Source organism: Streptomyces sp. NPDC001493 (assembly GCF_053597235.1).
The window spans coordinates 158410-179601 of the sequence record NZ_JBSFHV010000010.1; the positions used below are offsets into that span (position 1 = coordinate 158410).

The following is a 21192-nucleotide window of genomic DNA, read 5'->3' on the forward strand; positions in this document are numbered from 1 at the left end:
CGGATGGAAAGGAGGTTTTCCGTGAGGCGAAGCTAACCGAGCCTCACGGATAAGTCCAGGACTTAACATGAGGACCATGAAGACGATGGCAACCGGCGAGCCCGCCCGCTCCGCTCCGCCGCCCGCACCAGGTGCGGAGCAGTACCCTGCGCTCGACTTCGCCAACACCGAGCTCACCCTCCCGGGCGGCCGGCACCTGGAGTTGCTCAGCTCCCCCGAGGCGGCGACGCGGTGGCTGGTCGAACGTGACCTCGCACCGGCCGACACCAAGCTGTACGAGGTGTGCACGGCCCGGCTGCGTGCCCTGCGGGATCAGGTGCGCGCACTGCTCGCGTCCCGGATCGACTCTCGCCCCGCGCCGGACGGGACCCTGCAGGCCGTCAATGACGCACTGACCCGCACTCCCGCGGCCGCGCTCCTGCGCTGGGACCCCGTGCAGGGCCTGCACCGGGTCCAGGCCCATCCGACCGACCGGATCGTCGACCACGCCCTGGCCGTTCTGGCAGCCGACGCCGCCGACCTGCTCACCGGTCCGGACGCGGAACGGCTCGCCGCCTGCGACTCGGCTCCCTGCCGCCGCTACCTGCTGCGCACGCACGCACGCCGCCACTGGTGCTCGGTACGCTGCGGGGACCGCGCCCGTGCGGCCCGCGTCTACGCACGCCGCACACAAGCCGCCGAATGAGGAAGCACGTGCCCCGTCGACAACTGACAGACGCCCGCCGGTCGACGGCTGCCGGTCCCGGCATGCCGGCGTTCGGACAGAACGCTCCTGCGGCGAACACCCGGCCCCATCGCTCGACCCGAAAAGCCGACCCCAGGCTACGGCCATGTTGCTGATCCACGACGGGGAGACCGCTGCCGACGCGCCCGGACCGCGCACCGGAGGCGTCCCGCTCGTCCCGGGTGGGTTCGTCTGGCCGAGGTGCCGCGAGTGCGAGGGGGCCATGCAGTTCCTCGCCCATCTCCCCCTCGACATCGGCGTGGTCGCGGTGTTCTTCTGCCAGAACGATCCTGGAATGTGCGACGACTGGGACGCGACTGCCGGCGCGAACCACGCCTACCTCTTCTCCGGAGAGCTCACCCCCGCCGCTGTCCCGTCGGACGGCGAGACGCTCCTGGGCGCGGTGACCGCCCTGCGTATCGATCCGGCCGACGAGCCCACGGACGAGCCGGTCCTCGGGCGGCTGGGCGGCGAACCCGACTGGATTCAGGGCGACGAGTCTCCCGACTGTCCGGTTTGCGCCACCCGCATGATGTTCACGGCCGAACTTGCGGAGGGTCACGACTTCGCCACCTCCGCGAACTTCGGTGGTGGTGGTCGCGGTTACGTGTTCCACTGCCTGCCTTGCGGCGAGGCCGCGTTCCTCTGGCAGAACTGAACACCGTCCCAAAAGGCACGCTGGGTACGTGGTTCGGAGAGGCAGGCCGTCGGCCTCGACCACCACAACAGCCCTCCGAAGACCGGGAACAGCGACTCACGAGAGGCGTTCCACCACTTCAGTTCGGTCCTGCCGGCAACGGCCCGGCCACTACGACACCCCGGCTCAGGCCGCGGAGCGCCTCCAGCGGATCTCGTAACGCCTCAGCGAGTCCTCCAGCCGTAGACCGTCATGCACCCCGGCCTCGGGGACGCCTGCCGCCGACGGAAACCTGGGCGGCCCCCGCCCCGGGCTTCGGCGTGCCCGTCAAGATCAAGGCGATCCGCCGACGAACGAGCAACGCCCCACCACCACGATCCACCGAACTGCCCCACTCCCATCCGCACTTCGCGGGAGTTGGACGAAACTCTTGCGCGCCTCGCCCCCTCGGTTTAGCGTCTGTGCCACCCAAGCGACCTCTCCCCCCACTCGACGTCACGTCAGAATTGTTAGCGCTAACAATTTCTCTCGCCGGCCTGACCTGCGACAGCGCAAGGACCCGCTCCCTCCCGCCGCCCGATTTCCTCGTGCGACGCGGCCACCTCGTCGTACCGGCGCACCCCCGCACCGCCGGACGGCGCAGTCCTGTCCGGCGGCCGACCCCGCACGCTCCCGGCCCGGATCCGCGCCTCGGCATACCCCCCCCACCCGTCACACAGAGCTCGGCGCTGCCCGCCTCCGCGCCCCTGCCCCACCCCGCACCCCCGCAGAACGCCGCACCACGGCGCGTCCCCGCATGCCCGCATGCCCACACATCCGCACATCCGCACATCCGCATGCGCCTTCCCGAAGCCCACCACCGAATCGAGGACAGCGATGAGAGGAATGAACGGAATGAAAGGAATGTCAGGACTCCGGTCCGCTCTTCGACGCCGAGCCGCCGCGCTGACGGCGACCCTGGCCGCCGTGCTCGTCGCGGGGGCCCTGACGGGCACCACCGCCTCCCAGGCCGCGACGTCCCAGCCGTGCGACCTGTACGCCGCGGGCGGCACGCCGTGCGTCGCCGCGCACAGCACCACCCGAGCCCTGTACGGCTCCTACAACGGGGCGCTGTACCAGGTGCGTCGCGCCTCGGACAGCACCACGCGCGACATCGGGGTGCTCAGCGCCGGCGGGTACGCCAACGCCGCCACGCAGGACTCGTTCTGTGCCGGGACCAGCTGCGTCATCACGGTCATCTACGACCAGACGGGCCGCAACAACCGCCTCACCCAGGCGCCTCCGGGCGGGTTCAGCGGCCCCGCGTCGGGCGGCTACGACAAGCTCGCCAACGCCACGATGGCGCCGGTCAACCTCAACGGCAACCGCGCCTACGGCGTCTTCGTCTCGCCGGGAACCGGCTACCGCAACAACGCGACGAACGGGATCGCCACCGGCGACCAGCCCGAGGGCATGTACGCGATCCTCGACGGCACGCACTACAACGACGGCTGCTGCTTCGACTACGGCAACGCCGAGACCAACAGCCGCGACAACGGCAACGGCACCATGGAGGCCATCTACTTCGGCAACAGCCGTGGCTGGGGCTCGGGTGCGGGCAATGGTCCCTGGGTGATGGCGGACCTGGAGAACGGGCTGTTCTCCGGCGTCAACACCGGCAACAACGCAGGCGACCCGACGGTGAACCACCGCTTCCTGACCGCGATCGTCAAGGGCGAGCCGAACCACTGGTCCATCCGCGCGGGCAACGCCCAGTCCGGCTCACTGTCCACCTACTACAACGGGGTCCGGCCGAACGCCTCCGGCTACAACCCGATGAAGAAGGAGGGCGCGATCATCCTCGGCATCGGCGGCGACAACAGCGTCAGCGCCGCGGGCACCTTCTACGAGGGCGTCATAACCTCCGGCTATCCCACCGACGCGACCGAGAACGCCGTCCAGGCCAACATCGTCGCGGCCGGGTACACGCAAGGGGCGAGCGGCGGGACCGCCCTCAATTCCGGTTCTTCCGTCTCGCTCCGGGCGACCACGTCCTGCTGCACCACCAGCTACCTCAGCCACTCCGGCGCGAACGTCAACACCACGGTGGTCTCCTCCGCCAGCTCGGCGACCGACAAGGCGAACGCCTCCTGGATCGTCCGGCCGGGCCTGGCCAACAGCTCCTGCCGCTCCTTCGAGTCGAAGAACACGCCGGGCAGCTATCTGCGGCACCAGAACTACCAGCTCTATCTGCACGCCAACGACGGCTCCGCGCTGTTCGCCAACGACGCCACCTTCTGCTCGCAGGCCGGCGTGAACGGGCAGGGCAACTCCCTGGTCTCGTACAACTTCGCCGACCGCTACATCCGCCACTACAACAACACCGGATACGTCGCCTCCAACGGCGGCTCCAACACCTTCGACGCCACGGCGCTCTGGCCCGACGACGTGAGCTGGGCGGTCGTCACCGCCTGGACTCCCTGATCCTCCCGTGAGAGCGCGGGCGGCCACCCCCGAGGACGGCCGCCCGCGCTCCGCCGCGCCTCACTCGAAGAACTTGAGGCTCCAGCCGGTGTCCGAGGTCGCTCCCGGGACGTTGGCGCGGCTGTAGGTCGTACCGCCCCACCAGCAGAAGGTCCCGGTGTACCAGTACCGGTTGTCCCACGAGTACGCCGTCCCCTTCGGGACCGCGTGGAACATCAGCGGGAACTGCGGTCCGGCCGGCGGGCTGGTGTTGATGTCGCCGTCCAGCAGTACGAAGCTGTGGTGCCCGGGACCGTTCACCTGCAGGGTCGGGTCCCAGCCGGCCATCATCGTCGAGCGGTTCGAGCCGAACAGGCACCCGTTCGACTTGTACCAGTCCCATACGTACGTCGGGTCGCCGCCGGCCCGCAGCCGCAGTTCGCCCAGGCAGTACTGGTCGCTCCAGCTGCCGTTGGCGGAGTACACGATGTGCAGCTGACCGTTCGGGTCCTTGATCGCCTCGGGCGCCTCGTTGATGAATGGGTTGCCGACGACCCGCTCCCAGCTCTCCCGGGGCTGCGAGATGACGTAGCGCGCGCCGGTCGGCGTGGTGGGGCTGCTCATCCTGGCGATGTAGAGGTTCTGCTCGACGTTGGTGTCGCCTGCCCAGCCGGACCAGACGAACCAGCGCTGCCCGTTGAAGGTGAACGCGGTGCCGTCGATGGCCCATTTGTTGTCGGGCAGGGCGAGTTGGGTCTCGGCGGTGTACCCGCTGTCGGGGGCCGTCGAGCTGATCACGTACATCCGGTGCGCGGAACCGGTCCCGGCCGTGAAGTAGATGTAGTACCGGCCGCCGTCCCGTACGACCTCCGGGGCCCAGACCTCACCGAGGCCCCGGGTGTCGGACCAGACCTGCCGCGCGGGTGCGGACGCGAGAGCGGCCGTCGACGACGCCTGGCGCACGGCGATGCCGCCACCGGTCGACTGCACGGAGACATAGGTGGAGTCGACCCGGATCACGCTCGGGTCGGCGGCCCGCATGCTCGTCTGGGAAGCCCGGGCGGGCTGCGCCGACGACACGGACATCACGGCCGTGAGGACCCCTGCGAGAACAAGGGCGGCAAGGCCGTACATTCGGCGGATTGGATTCATGGTCCCGTTCCACGGTTCGCCTCCGTTTCGACACCGGCGGGAACCGGCCGAGGAACGCCGGACCGCGCGCGGCATCCGGCCGGGACCGCTTCGGAGGACGCCGCAGGGGCGGTACCGGCCGTCGAACTCCCCCCACCACCGAGCTCCCCCACTCACCCGCTGAGAGCGCTCTCACAGCATCAAGAATGGACCTGCACATGTCAATAAGCGGGGACGGGCGGGTGGCACGGGCCGCCGTCCCACTGCCCATCAGGTGTCGGACCGTCGGACACCGGCCGAGGCGCCCGCCCTCGCGCTCAACTGCCGGGCCCCGGACCCGGACTGCCTTAGCCCGTTCGCCGTCCGGGCACAGCCGTCTCGCCCGCTCTCCCCCGCAGGAGGATGACCTGCGCAAACGGGAGCCCGATTCGGAATACCGAGCCTGACCGGGTGACAGGTGGGCCCGCCCTCCATGTTGCGGGCGTGACGGAGTGTCGGTTGCCTCGGACGCGGAGCACAGCGGAGGAGCCGCGCAGTCCGGCCGGGCCACGCTGTCGATGGAGGAACCTCATGCGCAACACACGCACCGGTGCGGGTATCTGTCTGGCCGTAGGCCTGCTGGCCCTCGCTGCCCCCGCCGCCGTGGCCGCGGACCCCGCCGGTGAGCAGACCATTCACATCAGCCCGCGGAGCGCCTCCCCCGGTTCGCTGGTCACCGTCTCCACCCGGTCCTGCGGCAAGGAGACCTACGGCAAGGGGACCTCGGAGGCCGCGGGCGCGTTCCACCTCTTCGAGGGCGAGCGCAAAGGTGTGCTCGTCGGCGAGTTCGAGGTGCCGGACGACGCCAAGCCGGGTACGGACACGGTCACCGTGAAGTGTCCCCCGCGCATCCAGATGACGGACACCTACCGGATCGCGGACCGCACGCCCAGCGGCGGGGTGGCCGCCGGATTCAGCGTCCCGGTGAACCACGGCGCGCAGCTCGCCGCGGGTTCCGTGCTGCTCGCCGGAGCGGCGGCCGGGGCCGTGTTCAGGATGCGCCGCCGGGCGGCGTCGGCCCGCGACTGACCGTACGAAACCCGTCCGCGCGCCCCGCACCCCGCCGTGCTCCGGGGCGCGCGGCCGTACCACCCCACCCGCCGCGAAGCAGAGGACACGCGATGGAATCCGGGCGCAGTACCAGTACATCGCCCCAGCCGTTCCCGGCGGTCAAATACCTGGTCTGGGCCGTGGTGGCGGGGACCGTGCTGGTGGTCAGCGGGCTACGGGACGACCGGCCGCCGCAGCCGCCCGACCCGCCGGCCGCCGCCGCACCCCCGCCGCCCTCCGCGGCCCCTTCCTCCGCCCCGCCGCCCGCCGCCGCGCCCCCGGTCCCCGTCCCCGCGGGCCCGGTGTACATGGCCTCGCGGTATCCGGTGCGCCTGCCGCCTTCCCTCGTACGCCGCCCCACCGCGCCGCCGGTCCTCCTCCCCCGGCCGCCCGTCCGGCCGGCGCCCCTGCGGCCCCTGCCGGTGAGTCCCGGGCCGGCCGGTTCCGCCGGCCAGGCCCGTCCGGCGGGGCCCGCTCCGGCGTCCCCCGCCGTACCGCCGCTGCCGCCGTCCCCGCCCGTACGCCTGCGGATTCCCGTGCTCAAGGTGGACTCGCCCATGATGAAGCTGGGCCTCGACGCGTCGGGCGCGTTGAAGCCGCCGCCCGACAACAACCCGGTGCTCAGCGGCTGGTACGCCGACGGGACGGTGCCGGGCTCGGTGGGCACCGCCATCACGACCGGGCACGTGGACACCAGGCTCGGGCCCGGTGTCTTCTTCCTGCTGGGGTCCCTGCGCAAGGGCGCCACCGTCGAGATCGTCCGGGCCGACCGGACCACCGCCGTGTTCACGGTGTACGCCGTCGAGGCCTACAGCAAGAAGGACTTCCCTGACGAGAAGGTCTACGGCCCGTCGAACCGGCCCGAGTTGCGGGTGATCACCTGCGGCGGCGAGTACGACAAGGGGTCCGGGTACCAGGAGAACGTCGTGGTCTTCGCCGCCCTGACCGGTTCGCGCTGACGGCCGCGCGGGAAGACGTGGCGCAGGGGCGACCACGCACTGATCCCCGGCGGGCCGAGGGCCCGCCGGGGATCAGTGTCCGGTGCTGTGGTTCGTGGATCAGGCGCGGTGGAGCAGGGTCGTCAGGACCCCGTACAGCGCCGTCTCCGGGTCGGGTGCCGCGCCCTGTGCGCGCCAGGCGACGAATCCGTCGGGGCGTACCAGCACGGCGCCCTCGGCGGACGTCCCGTGGACGGCTGCCCAGTCGGCACCGTCCTCGGACCGCAGATCCGCCTCCGTGCCGGACCCGATGGTGAAGGCGTCCAGCCGGATGCCCAGTCGCTTCGCCACGTGGCGGGCCGCGCCGCGCCACTCCGGGCTGTCCTCGTCGCAGAGCAGGACGAACGCCTGCTCGTAGAGGTCCAGCGTGGACACCCGCTCACCGTCGCGGCCGAGCCACAGGTGCGGGGCGCGGGTGCCGGGCTCGCCCGTCAGACCGATGCCCTCGGGCACGACCGGGAGGTCCGGGTCGACCCCCAGGACCGCTCCGCGCACGTAGCGGTAGCCGAGGGCGACGGAGAGCATCCCGCCCTGACGGCCGCCACCGGGACCACCGGGACCTCCCTGCCCACCGGGAGCGCCGCCAGGTCGACCGGCACCGCCGGGACCGCCCTGCCCACCAGGGCCGCCAGGTCGACCGGCACCGCTCGGAGCGCCCTGGCCTCCGGGCGGCCCGGCGTACCCCGGGTGACTGTGCTCCCCCGAGCGGGCCGAGGCGCGCGCGCTCGTGGCCCTGGCCACCGGGAGCCGCTCCGCCTCGTACGTGTCAAGGAGCTCCGGGCCCGCCGCCCCGCCGACCACGGCTGCGAGCTTCCATGCCAGGTTGTGGGCGTCCTGGATGCCGGTGTTCGAGCCGAACGCCCCGGTGGGGGACATCTCGTGGGCCGAGTCGCCGGCCAGGAAAACCCTGCCGGAGGCGTACCGTTCGGCGACCCGCTCGGCCGCGTGCCAGGGGGCTTTGCCGGTGATCTCGACGTCGAGTTCCGGGTCCCCCACCGCCCGGCGGATGTGCTCGGCGCACCGCTCGTCGGTGAAGTCCTCCAGCGTCTCGCCCCGGTCGGGCTGCCACGGCGCGTGGAAGACCCACCGTTCCTCGTTGTCGACCGGCAGCAACGCCCCGTCCGCCGCCGGGTTGGTGAGGTAGCAGACGATGAAACGCCGGTCCCCCACCACGGAGGCGAGGCGACGGGAGCGGAAGGTGATGCTGACGTTGTGGAAGAGGTCTCCGGGGCCCGTCTGGCCGATGCCCAGCTGCTCGCGGATCGGGCTTCGGGGACCGTCGGCGGCGACCAGGTAGTCGGCGCGCACCGTGGCGTGCTCCCCGGTCTCCCGGTCCTTCACGACGGCGGTGACCCCGTTCGCGTCCTGCTCGAAGGTGAGCAGTTCGGTGGAGAACCGCAGGTCGCTGCCCTGGTCGCGGGCGTGGTCGACGAGGACGGGTTCCAGGTCGTTCTGGCTGCACAGGCACCAGCCGCTCGGGCTGAACCGGGCGAGGCCGTTGCCCGGGTCGATCTCCTTGAAGAGCCATTCCTGGTCGTCACCGGTGAGTGAACCGGCTTGCAGGATGCCGTGGTTGTCGGCGAGGACGGATGCCGCGTCGCGGATCAGCTGCTCCGCGCCGGCGGCGCGGAACACCTCCATCGTGCGGACGTTGTTGCCCCGGCCCCGGGGGTGGGTCGAGGTGCTGCGGTGTTTCTCCACCAAGAGGTGGTCGACGCCGAGCCGGCTCAGGAAGAGGGAGGTGGACAACCCCACCAGGGAGCCGCCCACGATGAGGACCGGCACGCGGTGGTCGACGCTTTCGTTCATTCGATTGCTCCAGCTCGACGCAGGGGGACGCACTGTCCATGCCCTGGTCGGAGGGGTTGGGCGGGGCTTGTGCCGACGCCTCACCTGAACGGTTCATAAATCTGGCGCCGCCCGTACCAGCGTTCCACGATCGGTCGCGGGGAGCGGTGCGCGCGCCGCACGGGGCGGGACGCCCACCCACCGGCAGGCAGGACCTGCGCGACTTCACCGAAACCGGCCCATGACGGGCGGGAACGGGACAGGAGAACAAAAGCGATGACAATCCTCTCGGAACGGGTATCCCAGTCCGCCTTCGACGGTTCGAGGCTCCGGGTCATACTGCTCCTTGACCTGCACGACGGCGCCCAGAACCAGTTCCTGGAGGCGTACGAGCACATGCGCAACCAGGTCGCCTCGATCCCGGGACACATCAGCGACCAGCTGTGCCAGTCCATCGAGAACCCCTCCCAGTGGCTCATCACCAGCGAGTGGGACAGTGCGCCCCCCTTCCTCGCCTGGGTGAACAGCGAGGAGCACGTGGCGACGGTGCAGCCGCTGCACAGCTGTGTGCGCGACACCCGTTCGCTGCGCTTCAGCGTGCTGCGGGAGACCGGGGCGGCGTTCGAGTCGACCCCCGAGCCCCTCCGGGGCCGCCTCCAGTCCGCGCCGCGCCTGGGCGACGGCGTCGTACGCCACGCGCTCACCTTCACGGTGAAGCCGGGAACCGAGGAGATGGTCGCGAAGATTCTCGCCGACTACGACTCCCCGCAGGCCCGCGTCAACGAGAACACCCGGCTGCGCCGTACCTCGCTCTTCATGCACGGGAACCGCGTCGTGCGGGCCGTCGAGATCGAGGGCGACCTGATGGCGGCACTGCGCCACGTCTCCCGCCAGCCCGAGGTCCGGGCCGTCGAGGAGGCCATCAACCCGTACCTGGAGCAGGACCGGGACCTGAGCGACCCCAACTCCGCCCGGATGTTCTTCACCCGGGCCGCCCTGCCGACCGTGCACCACGTGACGGCCGGCCGCCACAGTGCCGCGGACGTCCAGCGGCACGCGCTGTTCTACCAGGCCAAGGAGGGCTGCGGGATGGCGCTGGCCCGGCTGCTCGCCGGCCAGGACGAGGAGAACGCGGACGACGTCGCGAGCCCCATCGAGAGCAGCACGATCTTCCAGCGCGACGACGTCGTGGTGCGGCTCCTCGAAGTGATCGGCCCGCTCGACGCGCAGCCCACGCAGGCGCTGGGCATCGGCGGCGACCGCAAGGCGGCCGTGCTCGACCGGCTGCTCGACGGCGGTGTGCAGAGCGTGCCGACGAACGACCAGGAAGCCGTGCGCTTCCTCGCCCAGGCCGAGATGAGCCTGATCACGGACCGCCGGTCCGCCGAGTCCTGACGCGTCACCGGCAACGGGGGCCGGCCCCGGCCTGCCGTCACACCTCCCAACGTGCCTGGAGAAAAGCAGCCATGACCATCCACCGGCATCGCATCGTGGATCTCAGCGAGACCCAGCCCAACCGCAGGCGCGGCGGTGACCTGCGCGCCCTGCTCACCCCGACCGCAGTCGGCGCCACCAGCGGCTTCATGGGGCTGGCCCTCGTCGAACCGGGTGACCGGATCGGCGAGCACTACCACCCCTACTCCGAGGAGTTCGTGTACGTCGTGGCGGGACACCTCGAAGTGGACCTGGACGGCGAGACGTATCCCATGCGGCCCGACCAGGGGCTGCTGATCCCGCCGCACGTCCGCCACCGCTTCCGCAACGTGGGGGACGTGGAGGCTCGCATGGTCTTCCACCTGGGGCCGCTCGCCCCGCGTCCGGAACTCGGCCATGTCGACACGGAGGTCACCGAGGCCACCGCGGCCACGGAGACGGCCGAGCGCGGAGCGCCGCCAGAACGAACGGGGGCGTCCTCATGACCCGCCGCGTGGCCGTCACCGGGGTCGGCGTCGTCGCACCCGGTGGCATCGGCGCCCCGGCGTTCTGGGACCTGCTCGCCAACGGGCGTACGGCGACGCGCGGCATCACCCTGTTCGACCCGGCGCAGTTCCGCTCGCGGATCGCCGCCGAGTGCGACTTCGATCCCGTCGTCCATGGCCTGGACGCGGAGCTGATCGCCCGTTCCGACCGGTACGTCCAGTTCGCGCTGGTGGCCGCCAGGGAGGCGCTGGGCGACGCCGGGCTCGACCTGGAGAAGGAGGACCCCTGGCGCATCGGGGTCTCCCTCGGGACGGCGGTCGGCGGCACCACCCGTCTGGAACACGACTACGTCGCGGTCAGCGAGAGAGGCACGCGATGGGACGTCGACCACCGGTCGGCCGGCGCCCACCTGGAGCGGGCGTTCGCGCCGAGCACCCTGGCATCCGCGGTCGCGGAGGAAGTCGGTGCGCACGGGCCCGTACAGACCGTCTCCACCGGCTGCACCTCCGGCCTCGACGCGATCGGCTACGCCTTCCACTCCGTGGAGGAGGGCCGGGTGGACGTCTGCATCGCGGGGGCGTCCGACACCCCGATCACCCCCATCACGGTGGCCTGCTTCGACGCGATCAAGGCGACCTCGGCGAACAACGACGATCCGGAGCACGCCTCCAGGCCGTTCGACGCGCGCCGGGACGGGTTCGTGATGGGCGAGGGCGGTGCCGTCCTCGTCCTGGAGGAGCTGGAGCACGCACGGGCGCGCGGGGCGACCGTCTACTGCGAGATCTCGGGGTACGCCACCTTCGGCAACGCGTACCACATGACGGGGCTGACCACCGAGGGGCTGGAGATGGCCGAGGCCATCAACAGCGCCCTGGCGCACGCCCGGATCGACGGATCGCAGGTCGACTACGTCAACGCGCACGGTTCGGGCACCAAGCAGAACGACCGGCACGAGACGGCCGCGGTGAAGCGGGCCCTGGGCTCGCACGCGTACAAGGTGCCGATGAGTTCGATCAAGTCCATGGTCGGCCACTCGCTCGGTGCCATCGGAGCCATCGAGATCGCCGCGTGCGTCCTGGCCCTCAAGCACCAGACGGTGCCGCCGACGGCCAACTACGAGACCGCCGACCCCGAGTGCGATCTCGACTACGTACCGCGCACCGCACGCCCCCTCAAACTGCGCAGCGTGCTCTCGGTCGGCAGCGGATTCGGGGGATTCCAGTCCGCCGTCGCCCTGACCCGCTCGGGCGGGAGGACCACATGAGCACTCGGGCAGCCGACGCACGTCGCACCTCCGTCATCACCGGTATCGGTGTCGTCGCCCCCAACGGAACCGGCGCCAACGCCTTCTGGAAGCAGACCCAGGAAGGCGTCAGCGTCCTCGACCTGGTCTCCCGCGAGGGCTGCGAGAACCTTCCGCTCAAGGTCGCCGGCGAGGTCAGGGACTTCGACCCGGTCGCGTTCATCGAGGAGCGCTTCCTCGTCCAGACCGACCGCTTCACGCACTACGCCATGGCCGCCGCCGACCTCGCCCTGAGCGACGCGCGGCTCGGCCGCGCCGACTACGAGGGCGCGCCGTTCAAGGTGGGCGTGGTCACCGCCGCCGGTTCGGGAGGCGGTGAGTTCGGCCAGCGCGAACTCCAGCGGCTGTGGGGGGAGGGCTCGCGCTATGTCGGTCCCTACCAGTCCATCGCCTGGTTCTACGCGGCCAGCACCGGTCAGATCTCGATCCGGGGCGGCTTCAAGGGGCCGTGCGCCGTCGTGGCGAGCGACGAGGCCGGCGGCCTGGACGCGCTGATGCACGCGGCGCGTTCCATCCGGCGCGGCACGGACGCCGTGGTGGTCGGTGCGGCCGAGGCGCCGCTCGCGCCGTACTCGGTCGTCTGCCAGCTCGGCTACGAAGACCTCAGCCTCAGCGACGAACCCACCCGCGCCTACCGGCCGTTCACCGCGGACGCCTGCGGATTCGTACCGGCCGAGGGCGGCGGCATGCTGGTCGTCGAGGAGGAGGCGGTGGCCCGCGAGCGCGGTGCCAGGGTGCGGGCCGAACTGGCCGGTCACGCCGCCACCTTCACCGGCGCGTCGCGGTGGGAGGAGTCCCGTGCGGGGCTGGCCCGCGCGATCGAGGGGGCACTGCGGGAGGCCGGCTGCGCGCCGGAGGAGATCGACGTGGTCTTCGCGGACGCGCTCGGTGTGCCCTCGGCGGACCGGGCCGAGGCGTTGGCGATCGCCGACGCGCTCGGCGCGCACGGGCGCCGGGTGCCGGTGACGGCGCCCAAGACCGGGATCGGCCGTGCCTACTGCGGCGCGCCGGTGCTGGACACGGCCGCCGCCGTGCTCGCCATGGAACACGGTCTGATCCCGCCGACGCCCAACGTCTTCGACGTGTGCCACGACCTGGACGTGGTCACCGGGCGGGCGCGCCCCGCCGAACTGCGCACGGCGCTCGTGCTGAGCCGCGGCCTGATGGGGTCGAACTCGGCCCTGGTGCTGCGCCGCCCCACCGACACCCCGCTGTGAGAAGGAGTAGTGCCCCATGACCGCATCGCTGACGTACGAAGAGCTGTCCGCCCTGATGAAGAGCGGCGCCGGCCTGACCGCCGACCCGTCGGAGATGGCGAGCCGTCCCGACTCGGCCTTCGAGGAGTACGGCCTGGACTCGCTCGGTCTGCTCGGCATCGTGGCCGTGCTGGAGAACCGCTACGGTCACGCGCTGCCGGCCGACGCCGACCAGTGCAAGACGCCCGCCGAGTTCCTCGACCTGGTCAACAACACCCTCGTGACAGGAGCCTGACGTGTCCGGACACACCGAGAACGAGATCATCATCGCCGCTCCGCTGGACCTGGTCTGGGAGACGACGAACGATCTGGAGAACTGGCCGCAGCTGTTCAGCGAGTACGCGGCCGTCGAGGTCCTCAAGCGGGAGGGGCAGAAGACGACGTTCCGCCTCACCATGCACCCCGACGACAACGGCAAGGTCTGGAGCTGGGTCTCGGAGCGCACCACCGACCGCCCGGGACGCAACGTCCAGGCCCGGCGGGTCGAGCCCGGCCCGTTCCAGCACATGGACATCCGGTGGGAGTACACGGAGGTCCAGGGCGGTACGCGGATGCTCTGGCGGCAGGACTTCGCGATGCGCCCGGACGCCCCGGTCGACGACGCGTGGATGACGGACAACATCAACCGCAACTCCCGCGTCCAGATGGAGCTCATCCGCGACAAGATCGAGCAGCGCGACCGCGAGCGCCGCGCCGCCTCCGTACCCGCCAACTAGTCCTACGGCCGGGAGGGTTCGCCGCGAGCCGGCGGGCCTTCCCGGCCGCGGTGCTGTCACCACTTCGGCCACCCACACCCCTCACGCCCCGAAAGGCAGCCAGATGCACCACGCTCTGATCGTCGCCCGGATGGCTCCGGGTTCGGCCCCGGACATCGCGAAGCTGTTCGAGGCCTCCGACAACACGGACCTCCCCCACCTCGTCGGCGTGCACCGGCGCACGCTGTTCCAGTTCGGCGACGTGTACCTGCACCTGATCGAGTCCGACCGCCCGCCGGGCCCGGAGATCGCCAAGGTGACGGAGCACCCGGAGTTCAAGGCCATCAGCGACCGGCTCACCGCGTTCGTGAGCCCGTACGACCCGCAGACCTGGCGCGGCCCGAAGGACGCGATGGCCCAGCCGTTCTACACGTGGCAGCGGTAGGGCTCCGCCACCGCACGGCGAAACGCCCCGGGTCCGGCACCGAAGTGCCGGACCCGGGGCGTTTCCGTTCGCGCGGCAGGCTTACGGCACGGTGCACTCGAAGGCGTGGAGGTAGGCGTTGACCGGGTGGACCTCGCCCACCTGGAGGCCCGCATCGGACATGCGCCCGAGCAGGCTCTCCCGGGTGTGCTTCGCTCCCCCGACGTTGAGCAGGAGCAGCAGGTCCATGGCGGTGGTGAACCGCATCGAGGGGGTGTCGTCGACGAGGTTCTCGATGATCACCACGCGGGCGCCGGGACGGGCCGCCGCGACCACGTTGCGCAGGGTCCTCCGGGTGCTCTCGTCGTCCCATTCGAGGATGTTCTTGATGACGTAGAGATCCACCTCGAACGGGATGTCCTCGCGGCAGTCGCCGGCCACGATCCGGACCCGGTCGGCGAGCGGGCCGCCGTCGCGCAGCCGCTCGTCGGCGCGGGCCACGACGCCCGGCAGGTCCATGAGGGTTCCCTGGACCGAGGGGTGCTTCTCCAGCAGGCTGGCGAGCACATGGCCCTGGCCGCCGCCGATGTCGGCGACCGAGGAGACGCCGGTCAGGTCGAGGAGTTCGGCGACGTCGTGTGCGGACTGCACGCTGGACGTGGTCATCGCCCGGTTGAACACGTGGGCGGACTCGCCGGCGTCCTGGTGGAGGTAGTCGAAGAAGCCCTTGCCGAAGGTCTCGGGGAAGACGCTCGTGCCGGAGCGGACCGCGTCGTCGAGGCGCGGCCAGACGTCCCAGGTCCAGGGCTCCGTGCACCACAGGGAGATGTAGCGCAGGCTGTGCGGGTCGTCCTCGCGCAGCAGCCGTGACGTGTCGGTGTGGACGAACTTGCCGTCCTCCGTCTCGGCGAAGACGCCGTAGCAGGTCAGCGCCCGCAGCAGCCGCTGGAGCGGTACGGGCTCCGCGTCGACCACGAGGGCGAGCTCGGCGGCGGAGGCCGGGGTCTCGCCGAGGGCGTCGGCGACGCCCAGCCGGGCCGCCGCACGTACGGCCGCGGCGCAGGCCGCCCCGAAGGCGAGCTCGCGCAGCCGCATGGAGGGCGGCGGGGTCGGGGCGCCCGCGTTGGCGTGGGGCGCGGCGAGGGTGGAGGTGAGGGGGGCCCTCTCGGGGCTGGTCTCGGGGGTGGGGCTCACGGTGGTCATGCCGTCTCGTTCCTCCTGGTGCGGCGGTGGATGGTCATTCGGCGCACATCCCGGCCGGTTCGGAGGTGGCGCAGGTGTTGCCGGTGAAGGTGTTGCCGGTGCCCGAGGTGTCGCGGTTGGCGAGGTCGGCCGGGCTGTTGCCGCTCACGAGGTTGTCCTGGACCGTGTTGTCGGTGTTGAGCGCGCCCACGAAGCTCTTGAAGAGCAGGATGCCGCCGGAGAAATCGGTGGTGCCGACGTTGCCCTGGATGACGTTGGAGCGCACGACCGTGCTCTCGCTGCCGGTGAGGACGATGCCGGACCCCTGGATCGCGGAGAGGCGCGGGGTGGCCGCGCAGAGCTTGTTGTTCTTCACGATGCGGTTGCCGCTGATCGTCATCGCGCCGGCCGCGGGCTTGGACTCGTCGCCCACGACGAAGATCCCGCTGCAGTTGCCGGTGACGGTGTTGTCGTCGATCCGGAGGTTGCGGACCCGGCGCACGGTGACGCCGATGCGGTTTCCGCTCACGGAGTTGTCCGCGACGACCGTCCCGTCGGTGTCGGTCGCCCCGCCCTCCTCGCTGACCGAGTTCGCGACGAAGATGCCCGCGTCGCCGTTGCCGGTGGCGGTGTTGTGCCGGAGGTCGGCGCGGGTGGAGCGCTCCTGGGCGATGCCCCAGGTTCCGTTGTCCCGCGCGGTCACCCGGCGGACCGACAGCCCGTCGGTCCAGGACGCCCAGACGCCGGTCTTGGCGAAGCCGGAGACGGTCAGCGCGCGGATCCTGACGCCGTCGACGGGGTTCGCCGCGGTGCCCACGACGCAGATGCCGTTGCCGCCCGCGGCGCAGGCGTTGACCGCCCTCGGGCCCTTGGCGGCGGGACCCGAGGCGGTCTTGGCGGGCGCCGTCCCGGTCGCCTCCGTCGCCTCGGCCGTCCCGGTCGCCGCTGCCGCCTCTGTCGTCCCGGTCGCCTCCGCCGTCCCGGTCGCCTCGGCCGGCTGCGGTGCGAGGACCGTGCGCTCGCCCGTACCGCGCAGCGTCAGGCCCGGCGTGGTGATCAGCACACTCTCGCGGTAGGTGCCGGGCAGGACGACGACGGTGTCGCCGGAGTGTGCGGCGTCCACCGCTTCCTGGATCGATTCTCCTGGGTGCACCACGTATTCATGGTGTCCGGACGCTGCCGTGGGGCCGGCCGAGAACCCCAGGACGGTGGCCGTGACGGCCGTGACGCCCGCCAGGCATTTCATGTGTTTTGTTCTCATGAGCCGAAGCTATGGGCGATCAACCACTGCCGCCACGCAAGGTGAGCGAGTGGATACAACGCGCCCCTGAATGGCTTACGCGGGCGTCCGCCCCGCCCGGCCGGGCCGTGCCGCGGCCCGCGAACCGCTCCGGAAGACTCAGTGGGCGTCTCCCGTCGTGGACGAGGTGATGATGTCTCCGTGCGCGAAGTCCCCCGGCGGGATTCCCGGGTGGTGACTCTCGGGGCGTGGGTGCGGGGCCGAGGTCCCGAGGGACAGCCGGGAGACGATGCGGTAGCGGTCGCCCCGGTAGAGGGAGTGGACGTACTCGACGGGCCGGCCCGCCGTGTCGGTGGTGAGGCGCTCGATCAGCAGGGCCGGCGAGAGGACCGGGATGTCCAGGACAGCCGCCTCGGCCTCGTTGATGACGGTCGGCTCGATGGACTGGACCGCCTGGTCGACGTGGACGTGGTGATGCTCGCGCAGATGGTCGTAGAGGTCCCCCGCCTCCAGTTCCTGCGGGGTGAGGGAGGGGACGAGCTCCGCCGGGATGTGCAGGTGCTCGATCGCCATCGGTGAACCGTCCACCAGGCGCAGACGGGCGATGTAGACCACCTCGGCCGCGGGCGACACCCGCAGCTTGCGGCCGATGCGCGCTCCCGCACGGATCGTGTCGAGCCGCAGGAGCCTGCTGGACCAGGCGCCGGCCGCCCGGGGCACCACGAAGGCCGCGTCGTCAGGGGCCAACTCCTGGGTGATCTTGGCCGGGGCCACGAACATCCCGCGCCCGTGTTCGCGTACGAGCTGTCCGGTGGCGACGAGTTCGTCGACCGCGGCGCGCAAGGTGGGCCGCGAGACGCCGAGTCCGGCGCTGAGCGTGCGCTCCGAGGGGATCGCGTCGCCGGGCCGGCGCGCCTCGATCAGGCCGAGGAGGTGCTCACGGACCCGCTCCCGTTTGAGTACGCCACCCGAGCCCGAGGAGCTGTTCTGCATGGGATCCGGCCTCTCCGCCTCTTCATCGGCAACTGGTTCGGTGGTAAACGATGGTTGGGTCTCCCGGAAGTGTACAACGCACTCAACTGCCCATATTAAAACGAGGGTTGACGCCACCACTGGTCTATGCCACCTTCTACCCACGCCGTTGTCCAGTTGACCAATTGGTCAACTCCTTTTCGAGGTGAATCCAGTGAAGATCCGCTTCATCCCGGCCGCGGTGGCCCTGGCGGCCATGTGTGCGCTCACCGCGTGCGACAACTCCTCCTCCGGGTCCGGTCAGTCGGACGGGCCCACCGCTCTCACCGTGTGGATCATGAAGGACAGCGTCTCCGACGCCTATCTCCAGCGGTTCGAGAAGGACTTCGAGGCCCAGCACGCCCAGACCCGACTGGACATCCAGATACAGGAGTGGGACGGGATCGGCGAGAAGATCACCGCCGCGCTCGCCAGCAAGGACGCCCCGGACGTGATCGAGGTGGGAAACACCCAGGTCGCGCAGTACGCGCAGAGCGGCGGGGTGCTCGATCTCAGCGACAAGGTCACGGAGTTGCAGGGGGCGGACTGGCTGCCCGGCCTCGCGGAGCCGGGGAAGGTCGACGGGAAGCAGTACGGCGTTCCCTGGTACGCGGCCAACCGCGTGGTGATCTACAACAAGGACCTCTTCGCGAAGGCCGGCATCACCGCGCCGCCCACGACCCGGGAGGAGTGGCTGAAGATCACCGGGAAGCTCGACAAGGGCGGGACGCAGGGCATCTACCTCCCCGGGCAGAACTGGTACACCCTGGCCGGCTTCGTCTGGGAGGAGGGCGGCGAACTCGCCGTGCAGGACGGCGACACGTGGCGGGGCGCGCTCGACAGCCCCGAGGCGCTGCGGGGCATGGAGTTCTACCGCCGGCTCCAGGCCCTGGGCCAGGGCCCCAAGGACTCCGACGAGGCGAAGCCGCCCCAGGCGGACGTCTTCGCCAAGGGCGACGTCGCCCAGATCATCGCCGTACCCGGCGGCGCCAAGATCGTGGAGCAGGCCAACCCCGCCCTCGCGGGCAAACTCGGCTTCTTCCCGATCCCCGGCAAGGAGGCCGGCAAGCCGGGAGCGACCTTCACCGGCGGGTCCGATCTCATCGTCCCGGTCGCCTCGGCCCATCAGGAAGCGGCGTACGAGGTGGTCGCGGCGCTCGCCGGGGAGAAGGAGCAGACCGAGCTCGCCCGCGCCATGAGCTACGTACCCAACCGGACCTCGCTCGCCGGTGTACTCAAGGACGACGAGGGCAACGCGGCGATGGCCGCCGCCGCCGCGCAGGGGCGCGCCACGCCCAACTCCCCCGAGTGGGCCGCCGTCGAGGCGACCAACCCGATCAAGGAGTACATGACGGCCGTGCTCACCGGGACCGACCCGGCGAAGGCGGCGAAGGCCGCGTCCGACGCCATCAGCAAGACCCTCAACCCGTGAGCAGGAACGGGAAGGCGCCGTGTCCGACCGGGACGCCGGCCGAGGGAGGACGCGCGTGACCCGGACCGCGGACCGGACCGGACCGGCGGAGGCCGGCCCGGCCGGCCCCGCCGCCGCCACAGTCGCCGTCGCCCCGGAGAAGGCCGCTCCCCCGGCCCGGGGCCCGGGCAGGCCCCGCCGTACAGTGCCGGGCACCCTCTGGCCGTATCTGCTGATCGCCCCCACCGTGATCGGGTTCGCCTTCCTGCTGGCCTACCCCCTCGCCCGTAACCTGCTGATCTCCTTCCAGCACTACGGCATGGCGGAACTGATCCGCGGGGACGCGGACTTCGCGGGCCTGGAGAACTACTCCACGATCCTCCGGGACGGCGAGTTCTGGCAGGTGGTCCGGCGCACCCTCTGGTGGACCGCGGTCAACGTCGCGCTCATCATGGTGATCGGCACCGGCGTCGCGCTGATGCTGCAACGTCTCGGCAAGCGGATGCGGACCCTGGTCCTCGTGGGACTGGTGCTCGCCTGGGCCAGTCCGGTCATCGCCACCACCACGGTCTTCCAGTGGCTATTCGCCTCCCGGCTCGGAGTGGTCAACTGGCTGCTGGTGCGGCTGGGGTTCGACTCCTTCGACAACTACTCCTGGTTCGCGCACGGTCCGGCCGCCTTCACCGTTCTGGTGCTGCTCGTGGTGTGGCAGTCGGTGCCGTTCGTGGCCATCACGCTGCACTCCGCGCTGACCACGGTCCCGGCCGAGCTCTTCGAGTCGGCGCGGATCGACGGAGCCGGCGGCTGGCGGATCTTCCGCTCCGTCACCCTGCCCATCCTGCGGCCGATCTTCGGGCTGGTGCTGAGCCTCGAAGTCATCTGGGTCTTCCGGTGCTTCGCGCAGATCTGGGCGGTCACCAAGGGCGGTCCGAGCGGCGCGACCACCACCCTGCCCGTCTACTCGTACCAGATCGCCCAGTCGCTGCACCGCTACGACCTCGGGGCGGCGGCGGCCACCCTCATGGTGCTCGTCCTGGTCGGCGCGCTGGTCCTCTACTTCCGCCAGATGTTCCGACAGGAGGCCGAGCTGTGAGCGCCCGTCCCGTCCGCGTGGCCCTGCGTGGACTGCCCCTGAACGCCGGGGCGCTGATCGTCTTCGTGCTCTGTGTCTTCCCCGTCTACTGGATGATCCTCACCGCCTTCAAGCCGACCGCGGACATCCAGGCGGAGACTCCGGTGTTCCTGCCCACCTCGGTGACGCTGGAGCACTTCTCCGACGCGGTGTCGGCCGACGGGTTCTGGTCGTTCTGGCGCAACAGCCTCCTCGTCACGGCCGGCTGCGTGCTGCTGGCCCTCGTCGTGGCCCTCGGTGCGGCGTTCGCGGTGGCCCGGATGCGGTGGAAGGGCCGGCGGGGCTTCGTCCTCATGGTGTTCGTCGCGCAGGTCGCGCCCTGGGAGGCGCTGCTGATCCCGATGTACGTCATCGCCCGCGACACCGACATGCTCGACCGGCTCGCGACGCTGACCCTCGTCTACTTCATGATCACGCTGCCGTTCACCATCGTGACCCTGCGGAGCTTCCTCTCCGCGATCCCCGCCGAGCTGGAGGAGGCGGCCCAGGTGGACGGCTGCACCCGCGCCGCCGCCTTCCGCCGGGTCACCTTCCCCCTGCTGGCACCGGGGCTGCTCGCCACGTCCCTGTTCGGTTTCATCACCGCCTGGAACGAGTTCGCCTTCGCCAACATGCTGATCATCAAGAACCAGGACGACCGGACCCTGCCCGTCTGGCTCTCCTCGTTCTCGAACGTCTTCGGCACCGACTGGGGCGCCACCATGGCCGCCTCCACCCTCTTCGCGCTGCCCGTCCTCGTACTCTTCCTCGTTCTCCAACGACGGGTCGCCACCGGTATGACCGGTGGCGCGGTCAAGGGATAGGAGAAA

Annotated in this window: 20 protein-coding genes; 15 read left to right on the forward strand and 5 right to left on the reverse strand. The window is 70.9% G+C overall.

Going from position 1 to position 21192, the window contains the following annotated elements; all coding sequences use genetic code 11:
• The first annotated feature begins 76 nt into the window (after positions 1–76).
• The 3 genes from ACWCWD_RS16660 to ACWCWD_RS16670 all read left to right on the forward strand — a co-directional run bounded on the left by ACWCWD_RS16660 (position 77) and on the right by ACWCWD_RS16670 (position 3824).
• Positions 77–685, forward strand: coding sequence for an ABATE domain-containing protein (locus tag ACWCWD_RS16660; protein ID WP_450773534.1), 609 nt, complete (start codon positions 77–79; stop codon positions 683–685).
• A gap of 145 nt (positions 686–830) precedes the next feature.
• A complete protein-coding gene (locus ACWCWD_RS16665) occupies positions 831–1382 on the forward strand; it encodes a hypothetical protein (protein WP_450773535.1) in 552 nt (183 codons plus the stop codon).
• Positions 1383–2264: 882 nt separating this feature from the next.
• Entirely contained in the window at positions 2265–3824 is a 1560-nt protein-coding gene (locus ACWCWD_RS16670; protein WP_450773536.1) for an alpha-L-arabinofuranosidase B, read from the forward strand.
• A gap of 60 nt (positions 3825–3884) precedes the next feature.
• Here ACWCWD_RS16670 and ACWCWD_RS16675 read toward each other — a convergent pair whose 3' ends face one another.
• The gene (locus ACWCWD_RS16675) at positions 3885–4937 is read right to left on the reverse strand and encodes a glycoside hydrolase family 43 protein (protein WP_450773537.1); all 1053 of its coding nucleotides are present in this window, start codon (positions 4935–4937) and stop codon (positions 3885–3887) included.
• Between the two features lie 567 nt (positions 4938–5504).
• On the opposite strand from ACWCWD_RS16675, the gene ACWCWD_RS16680 reads away from it, so the two are divergent.
• Together ACWCWD_RS16680 and ACWCWD_RS16685 are read left to right on the forward strand one after the other, a co-directional pair.
• Entirely contained in the window at positions 5505–6002 is a 498-nt protein-coding gene (locus ACWCWD_RS16680; protein WP_450773538.1) for a sortase, read from the forward strand.
• Positions 6003–6094: 92 nt separating this feature from the next.
• Entirely contained in the window at positions 6095–6982 is an 888-nt protein-coding gene (locus ACWCWD_RS16685) for a class F sortase (protein WP_450773539.1), read from the forward strand.
• A 99-nt stretch (positions 6983–7081) separates the two neighbouring features.
• On the opposite strand, the gene ACWCWD_RS16690 is transcribed toward ACWCWD_RS16685, so the two are convergent.
• On the reverse strand, positions 7082–8830 hold the full coding sequence (locus ACWCWD_RS16690) for an FAD-dependent oxidoreductase (RefSeq protein WP_450773540.1): 1749 nt from the start codon (positions 8828–8830) through the stop codon (positions 7082–7084).
• A gap of 255 nt (positions 8831–9085) precedes the next feature.
• Between ACWCWD_RS16690 and ACWCWD_RS16695 the strand changes: the two genes are divergently transcribed.
• The 7 genes from ACWCWD_RS16695 (at position 9086) to ACWCWD_RS16725 (ending at position 14428) form a co-directional block, all read left to right on the forward strand.
• Positions 9086–10204, forward strand: a complete 1119-nt coding sequence (locus tag ACWCWD_RS16695; RefSeq protein ID WP_450773541.1) for a TcmI family type II polyketide cyclase — start codon at positions 9086–9088, stop codon at positions 10202–10204.
• Positions 10205–10275: 71 nt separating this feature from the next.
• Complete coding sequence (locus tag ACWCWD_RS16700; RefSeq protein ID WP_450773542.1) at positions 10276–10728, forward strand: cupin domain-containing protein; 453 nt, start codon at positions 10276–10278, stop codon at positions 10726–10728.
• Positions 10725–11993 carry a beta-ketoacyl-[acyl-carrier-protein] synthase family protein gene (locus tag ACWCWD_RS16705; protein ID WP_450773543.1) on the forward strand — a complete coding sequence of 423 codons (1269 nt, stop codon included), beginning with the start codon at positions 10725–10727 and terminating at the stop codon, positions 11991–11993. The genes ACWCWD_RS16700 and ACWCWD_RS16705 overlap by 4 nt, the downstream gene beginning before the upstream one ends.
• On the forward strand, positions 11990–13249 hold the full coding sequence (locus tag ACWCWD_RS16710) for a ketosynthase chain-length factor (protein WP_450773544.1): 1260 nt from the start codon (positions 11990–11992) through the stop codon (positions 13247–13249). Before ACWCWD_RS16705 ends, ACWCWD_RS16710 begins: the two co-directional genes overlap by 4 nt.
• A 16-nt stretch (positions 13250–13265) precedes the next feature.
• Positions 13266–13523, forward strand: coding sequence for an acyl carrier protein (locus ACWCWD_RS16715; RefSeq protein ID WP_327174252.1), 258 nt, complete (start codon positions 13266–13268; stop codon positions 13521–13523).
• Between the two features lies 1 nt (position 13524).
• On the forward strand, positions 13525–14004 hold the full coding sequence (locus tag ACWCWD_RS16720) for an SRPBCC family protein (protein WP_450773545.1): 480 nt from the start codon (positions 13525–13527) through the stop codon (positions 14002–14004).
• Between the two features lie 103 nt (positions 14005–14107).
• Positions 14108–14428, forward strand: coding sequence for a TcmI family type II polyketide cyclase (locus ACWCWD_RS16725; protein ID WP_328723156.1), 321 nt, complete (start codon positions 14108–14110; stop codon positions 14426–14428).
• 81 nt (positions 14429–14509) lie between these two features.
• On the opposite strand, the gene ACWCWD_RS16730 is transcribed toward ACWCWD_RS16725, so the two are convergent.
• The 3 genes from ACWCWD_RS16730 to ACWCWD_RS16740 form a co-directional block, all read right to left on the reverse strand.
• Entirely contained in the window at positions 14510–15610 is a 1101-nt protein-coding gene (locus ACWCWD_RS16730) for a methyltransferase (RefSeq protein ID WP_450773546.1), read from the reverse strand.
• Positions 15611–15644: 34 nt separating this feature from the next.
• Positions 15645–16850, reverse strand: a complete 1206-nt coding sequence (locus ACWCWD_RS16735; protein ID WP_450773547.1) for a right-handed parallel beta-helix repeat-containing protein — start codon at positions 16848–16850, stop codon at positions 15645–15647.
• A 138-nt stretch (positions 16851–16988) separates the two neighbouring features.
• The gene (locus ACWCWD_RS16740; RefSeq protein WP_450773548.1) at positions 16989–17822 is read right to left on the reverse strand and encodes a GntR family transcriptional regulator; all 834 of its coding nucleotides are present in this window, start codon (positions 17820–17822) and stop codon (positions 16989–16991) included.
• A 193-nt stretch (positions 17823–18015) separates the two neighbouring features.
• Between ACWCWD_RS16740 and ACWCWD_RS16745 the strand changes: the two genes are divergently transcribed.
• The 3 genes from ACWCWD_RS16745 (at position 18016) to ACWCWD_RS16755 (ending at position 21186) form a co-directional block, all read left to right on the forward strand.
• A complete protein-coding gene (locus ACWCWD_RS16745; RefSeq protein ID WP_450773549.1) occupies positions 18016–19272 on the forward strand; it encodes an extracellular solute-binding protein in 1257 nt (418 codons plus the stop codon).
• Between the two features lie 184 nt (positions 19273–19456).
• Positions 19457–20344 carry a carbohydrate ABC transporter permease gene (locus ACWCWD_RS16750; protein ID WP_450773628.1) on the forward strand — a complete coding sequence of 296 codons (888 nt, stop codon included), beginning with the start codon at positions 19457–19459 and terminating at the stop codon, positions 20342–20344.
• Positions 20341–21186: a carbohydrate ABC transporter permease gene (locus ACWCWD_RS16755; RefSeq protein WP_450773550.1), complete on the forward strand. Its 846-nt coding sequence runs from the start codon at positions 20341–20343 to the stop codon at positions 21184–21186. The genes ACWCWD_RS16750 and ACWCWD_RS16755 overlap by 4 nt, the downstream gene beginning before the upstream one ends.
• Positions 21187–21192 lie beyond the last annotated feature (6 nt).

Bases quoted from the DNA above. Each gene is read 5' to 3' on its own strand.
- ACWCWD_RS16670 (WP_450773536.1), top strand. From the start codon at position 2,265: ATGTCAGGACTCCGGTCCGCTCTTCGACGCCGAGCCGCCGCGCTGACG.
- ACWCWD_RS16690 (WP_450773540.1), bottom strand. From the start codon at position 8,830: ATGAACGAAAGCGTCGACCACCGCGTGCCGGTCCTCATCGTGGGCGGC.
- ACWCWD_RS16740 (WP_450773548.1), bottom strand. From the start codon at position 17,822: ATGCAGAACAGCTCCTCGGGCTCGGGTGGCGTACTCAAACGGGAGCGG.
- ACWCWD_RS16735 (WP_450773547.1), bottom strand. From the start codon at position 16,850: ATGAGAACAAAACACATGAAATGCCTGGCGGGCGTCACGGCCGTCACG.
- ACWCWD_RS16730 (WP_450773546.1), bottom strand. From the start codon at position 15,610: ATGACCACCGTGAGCCCCACCCCCGAGACCAGCCCCGAGAGGGCCCCC.
- ACWCWD_RS16705 (WP_450773543.1), top strand. From the start codon at position 10,725: ATGACCCGCCGCGTGGCCGTCACCGGGGTCGGCGTCGTCGCACCCGGT.
- ACWCWD_RS16680 (WP_450773538.1), top strand. From the start codon at position 5,505: ATGCGCAACACACGCACCGGTGCGGGTATCTGTCTGGCCGTAGGCCTG.
- ACWCWD_RS16715 (WP_327174252.1), top strand. From the start codon at position 13,266: ATGACCGCATCGCTGACGTACGAAGAGCTGTCCGCCCTGATGAAGAGC.
- ACWCWD_RS16725 (WP_328723156.1), top strand. From the start codon at position 14,108: ATGCACCACGCTCTGATCGTCGCCCGGATGGCTCCGGGTTCGGCCCCG.
- ACWCWD_RS16695 (WP_450773541.1), top strand. From the start codon at position 9,086: ATGACAATCCTCTCGGAACGGGTATCCCAGTCCGCCTTCGACGGTTCG.
- ACWCWD_RS16675 (WP_450773537.1), bottom strand. From the start codon at position 4,937: ATGTACGGCCTTGCCGCCCTTGTTCTCGCAGGGGTCCTCACGGCCGTG.
- ACWCWD_RS16685 (WP_450773539.1), top strand. From the start codon at position 6,095: ATGGAATCCGGGCGCAGTACCAGTACATCGCCCCAGCCGTTCCCGGCG.
- ACWCWD_RS16660 (WP_450773534.1), top strand. From the start codon at position 77: ATGAAGACGATGGCAACCGGCGAGCCCGCCCGCTCCGCTCCGCCGCCC.
- ACWCWD_RS16710 (WP_450773544.1), top strand. From the start codon at position 11,990: ATGAGCACTCGGGCAGCCGACGCACGTCGCACCTCCGTCATCACCGGT.
- ACWCWD_RS16665 (WP_450773535.1), top strand. From the start codon at position 831: ATGTTGCTGATCCACGACGGGGAGACCGCTGCCGACGCGCCCGGACCG.
- ACWCWD_RS16700 (WP_450773542.1), top strand. From the start codon at position 10,276: ATGACCATCCACCGGCATCGCATCGTGGATCTCAGCGAGACCCAGCCC.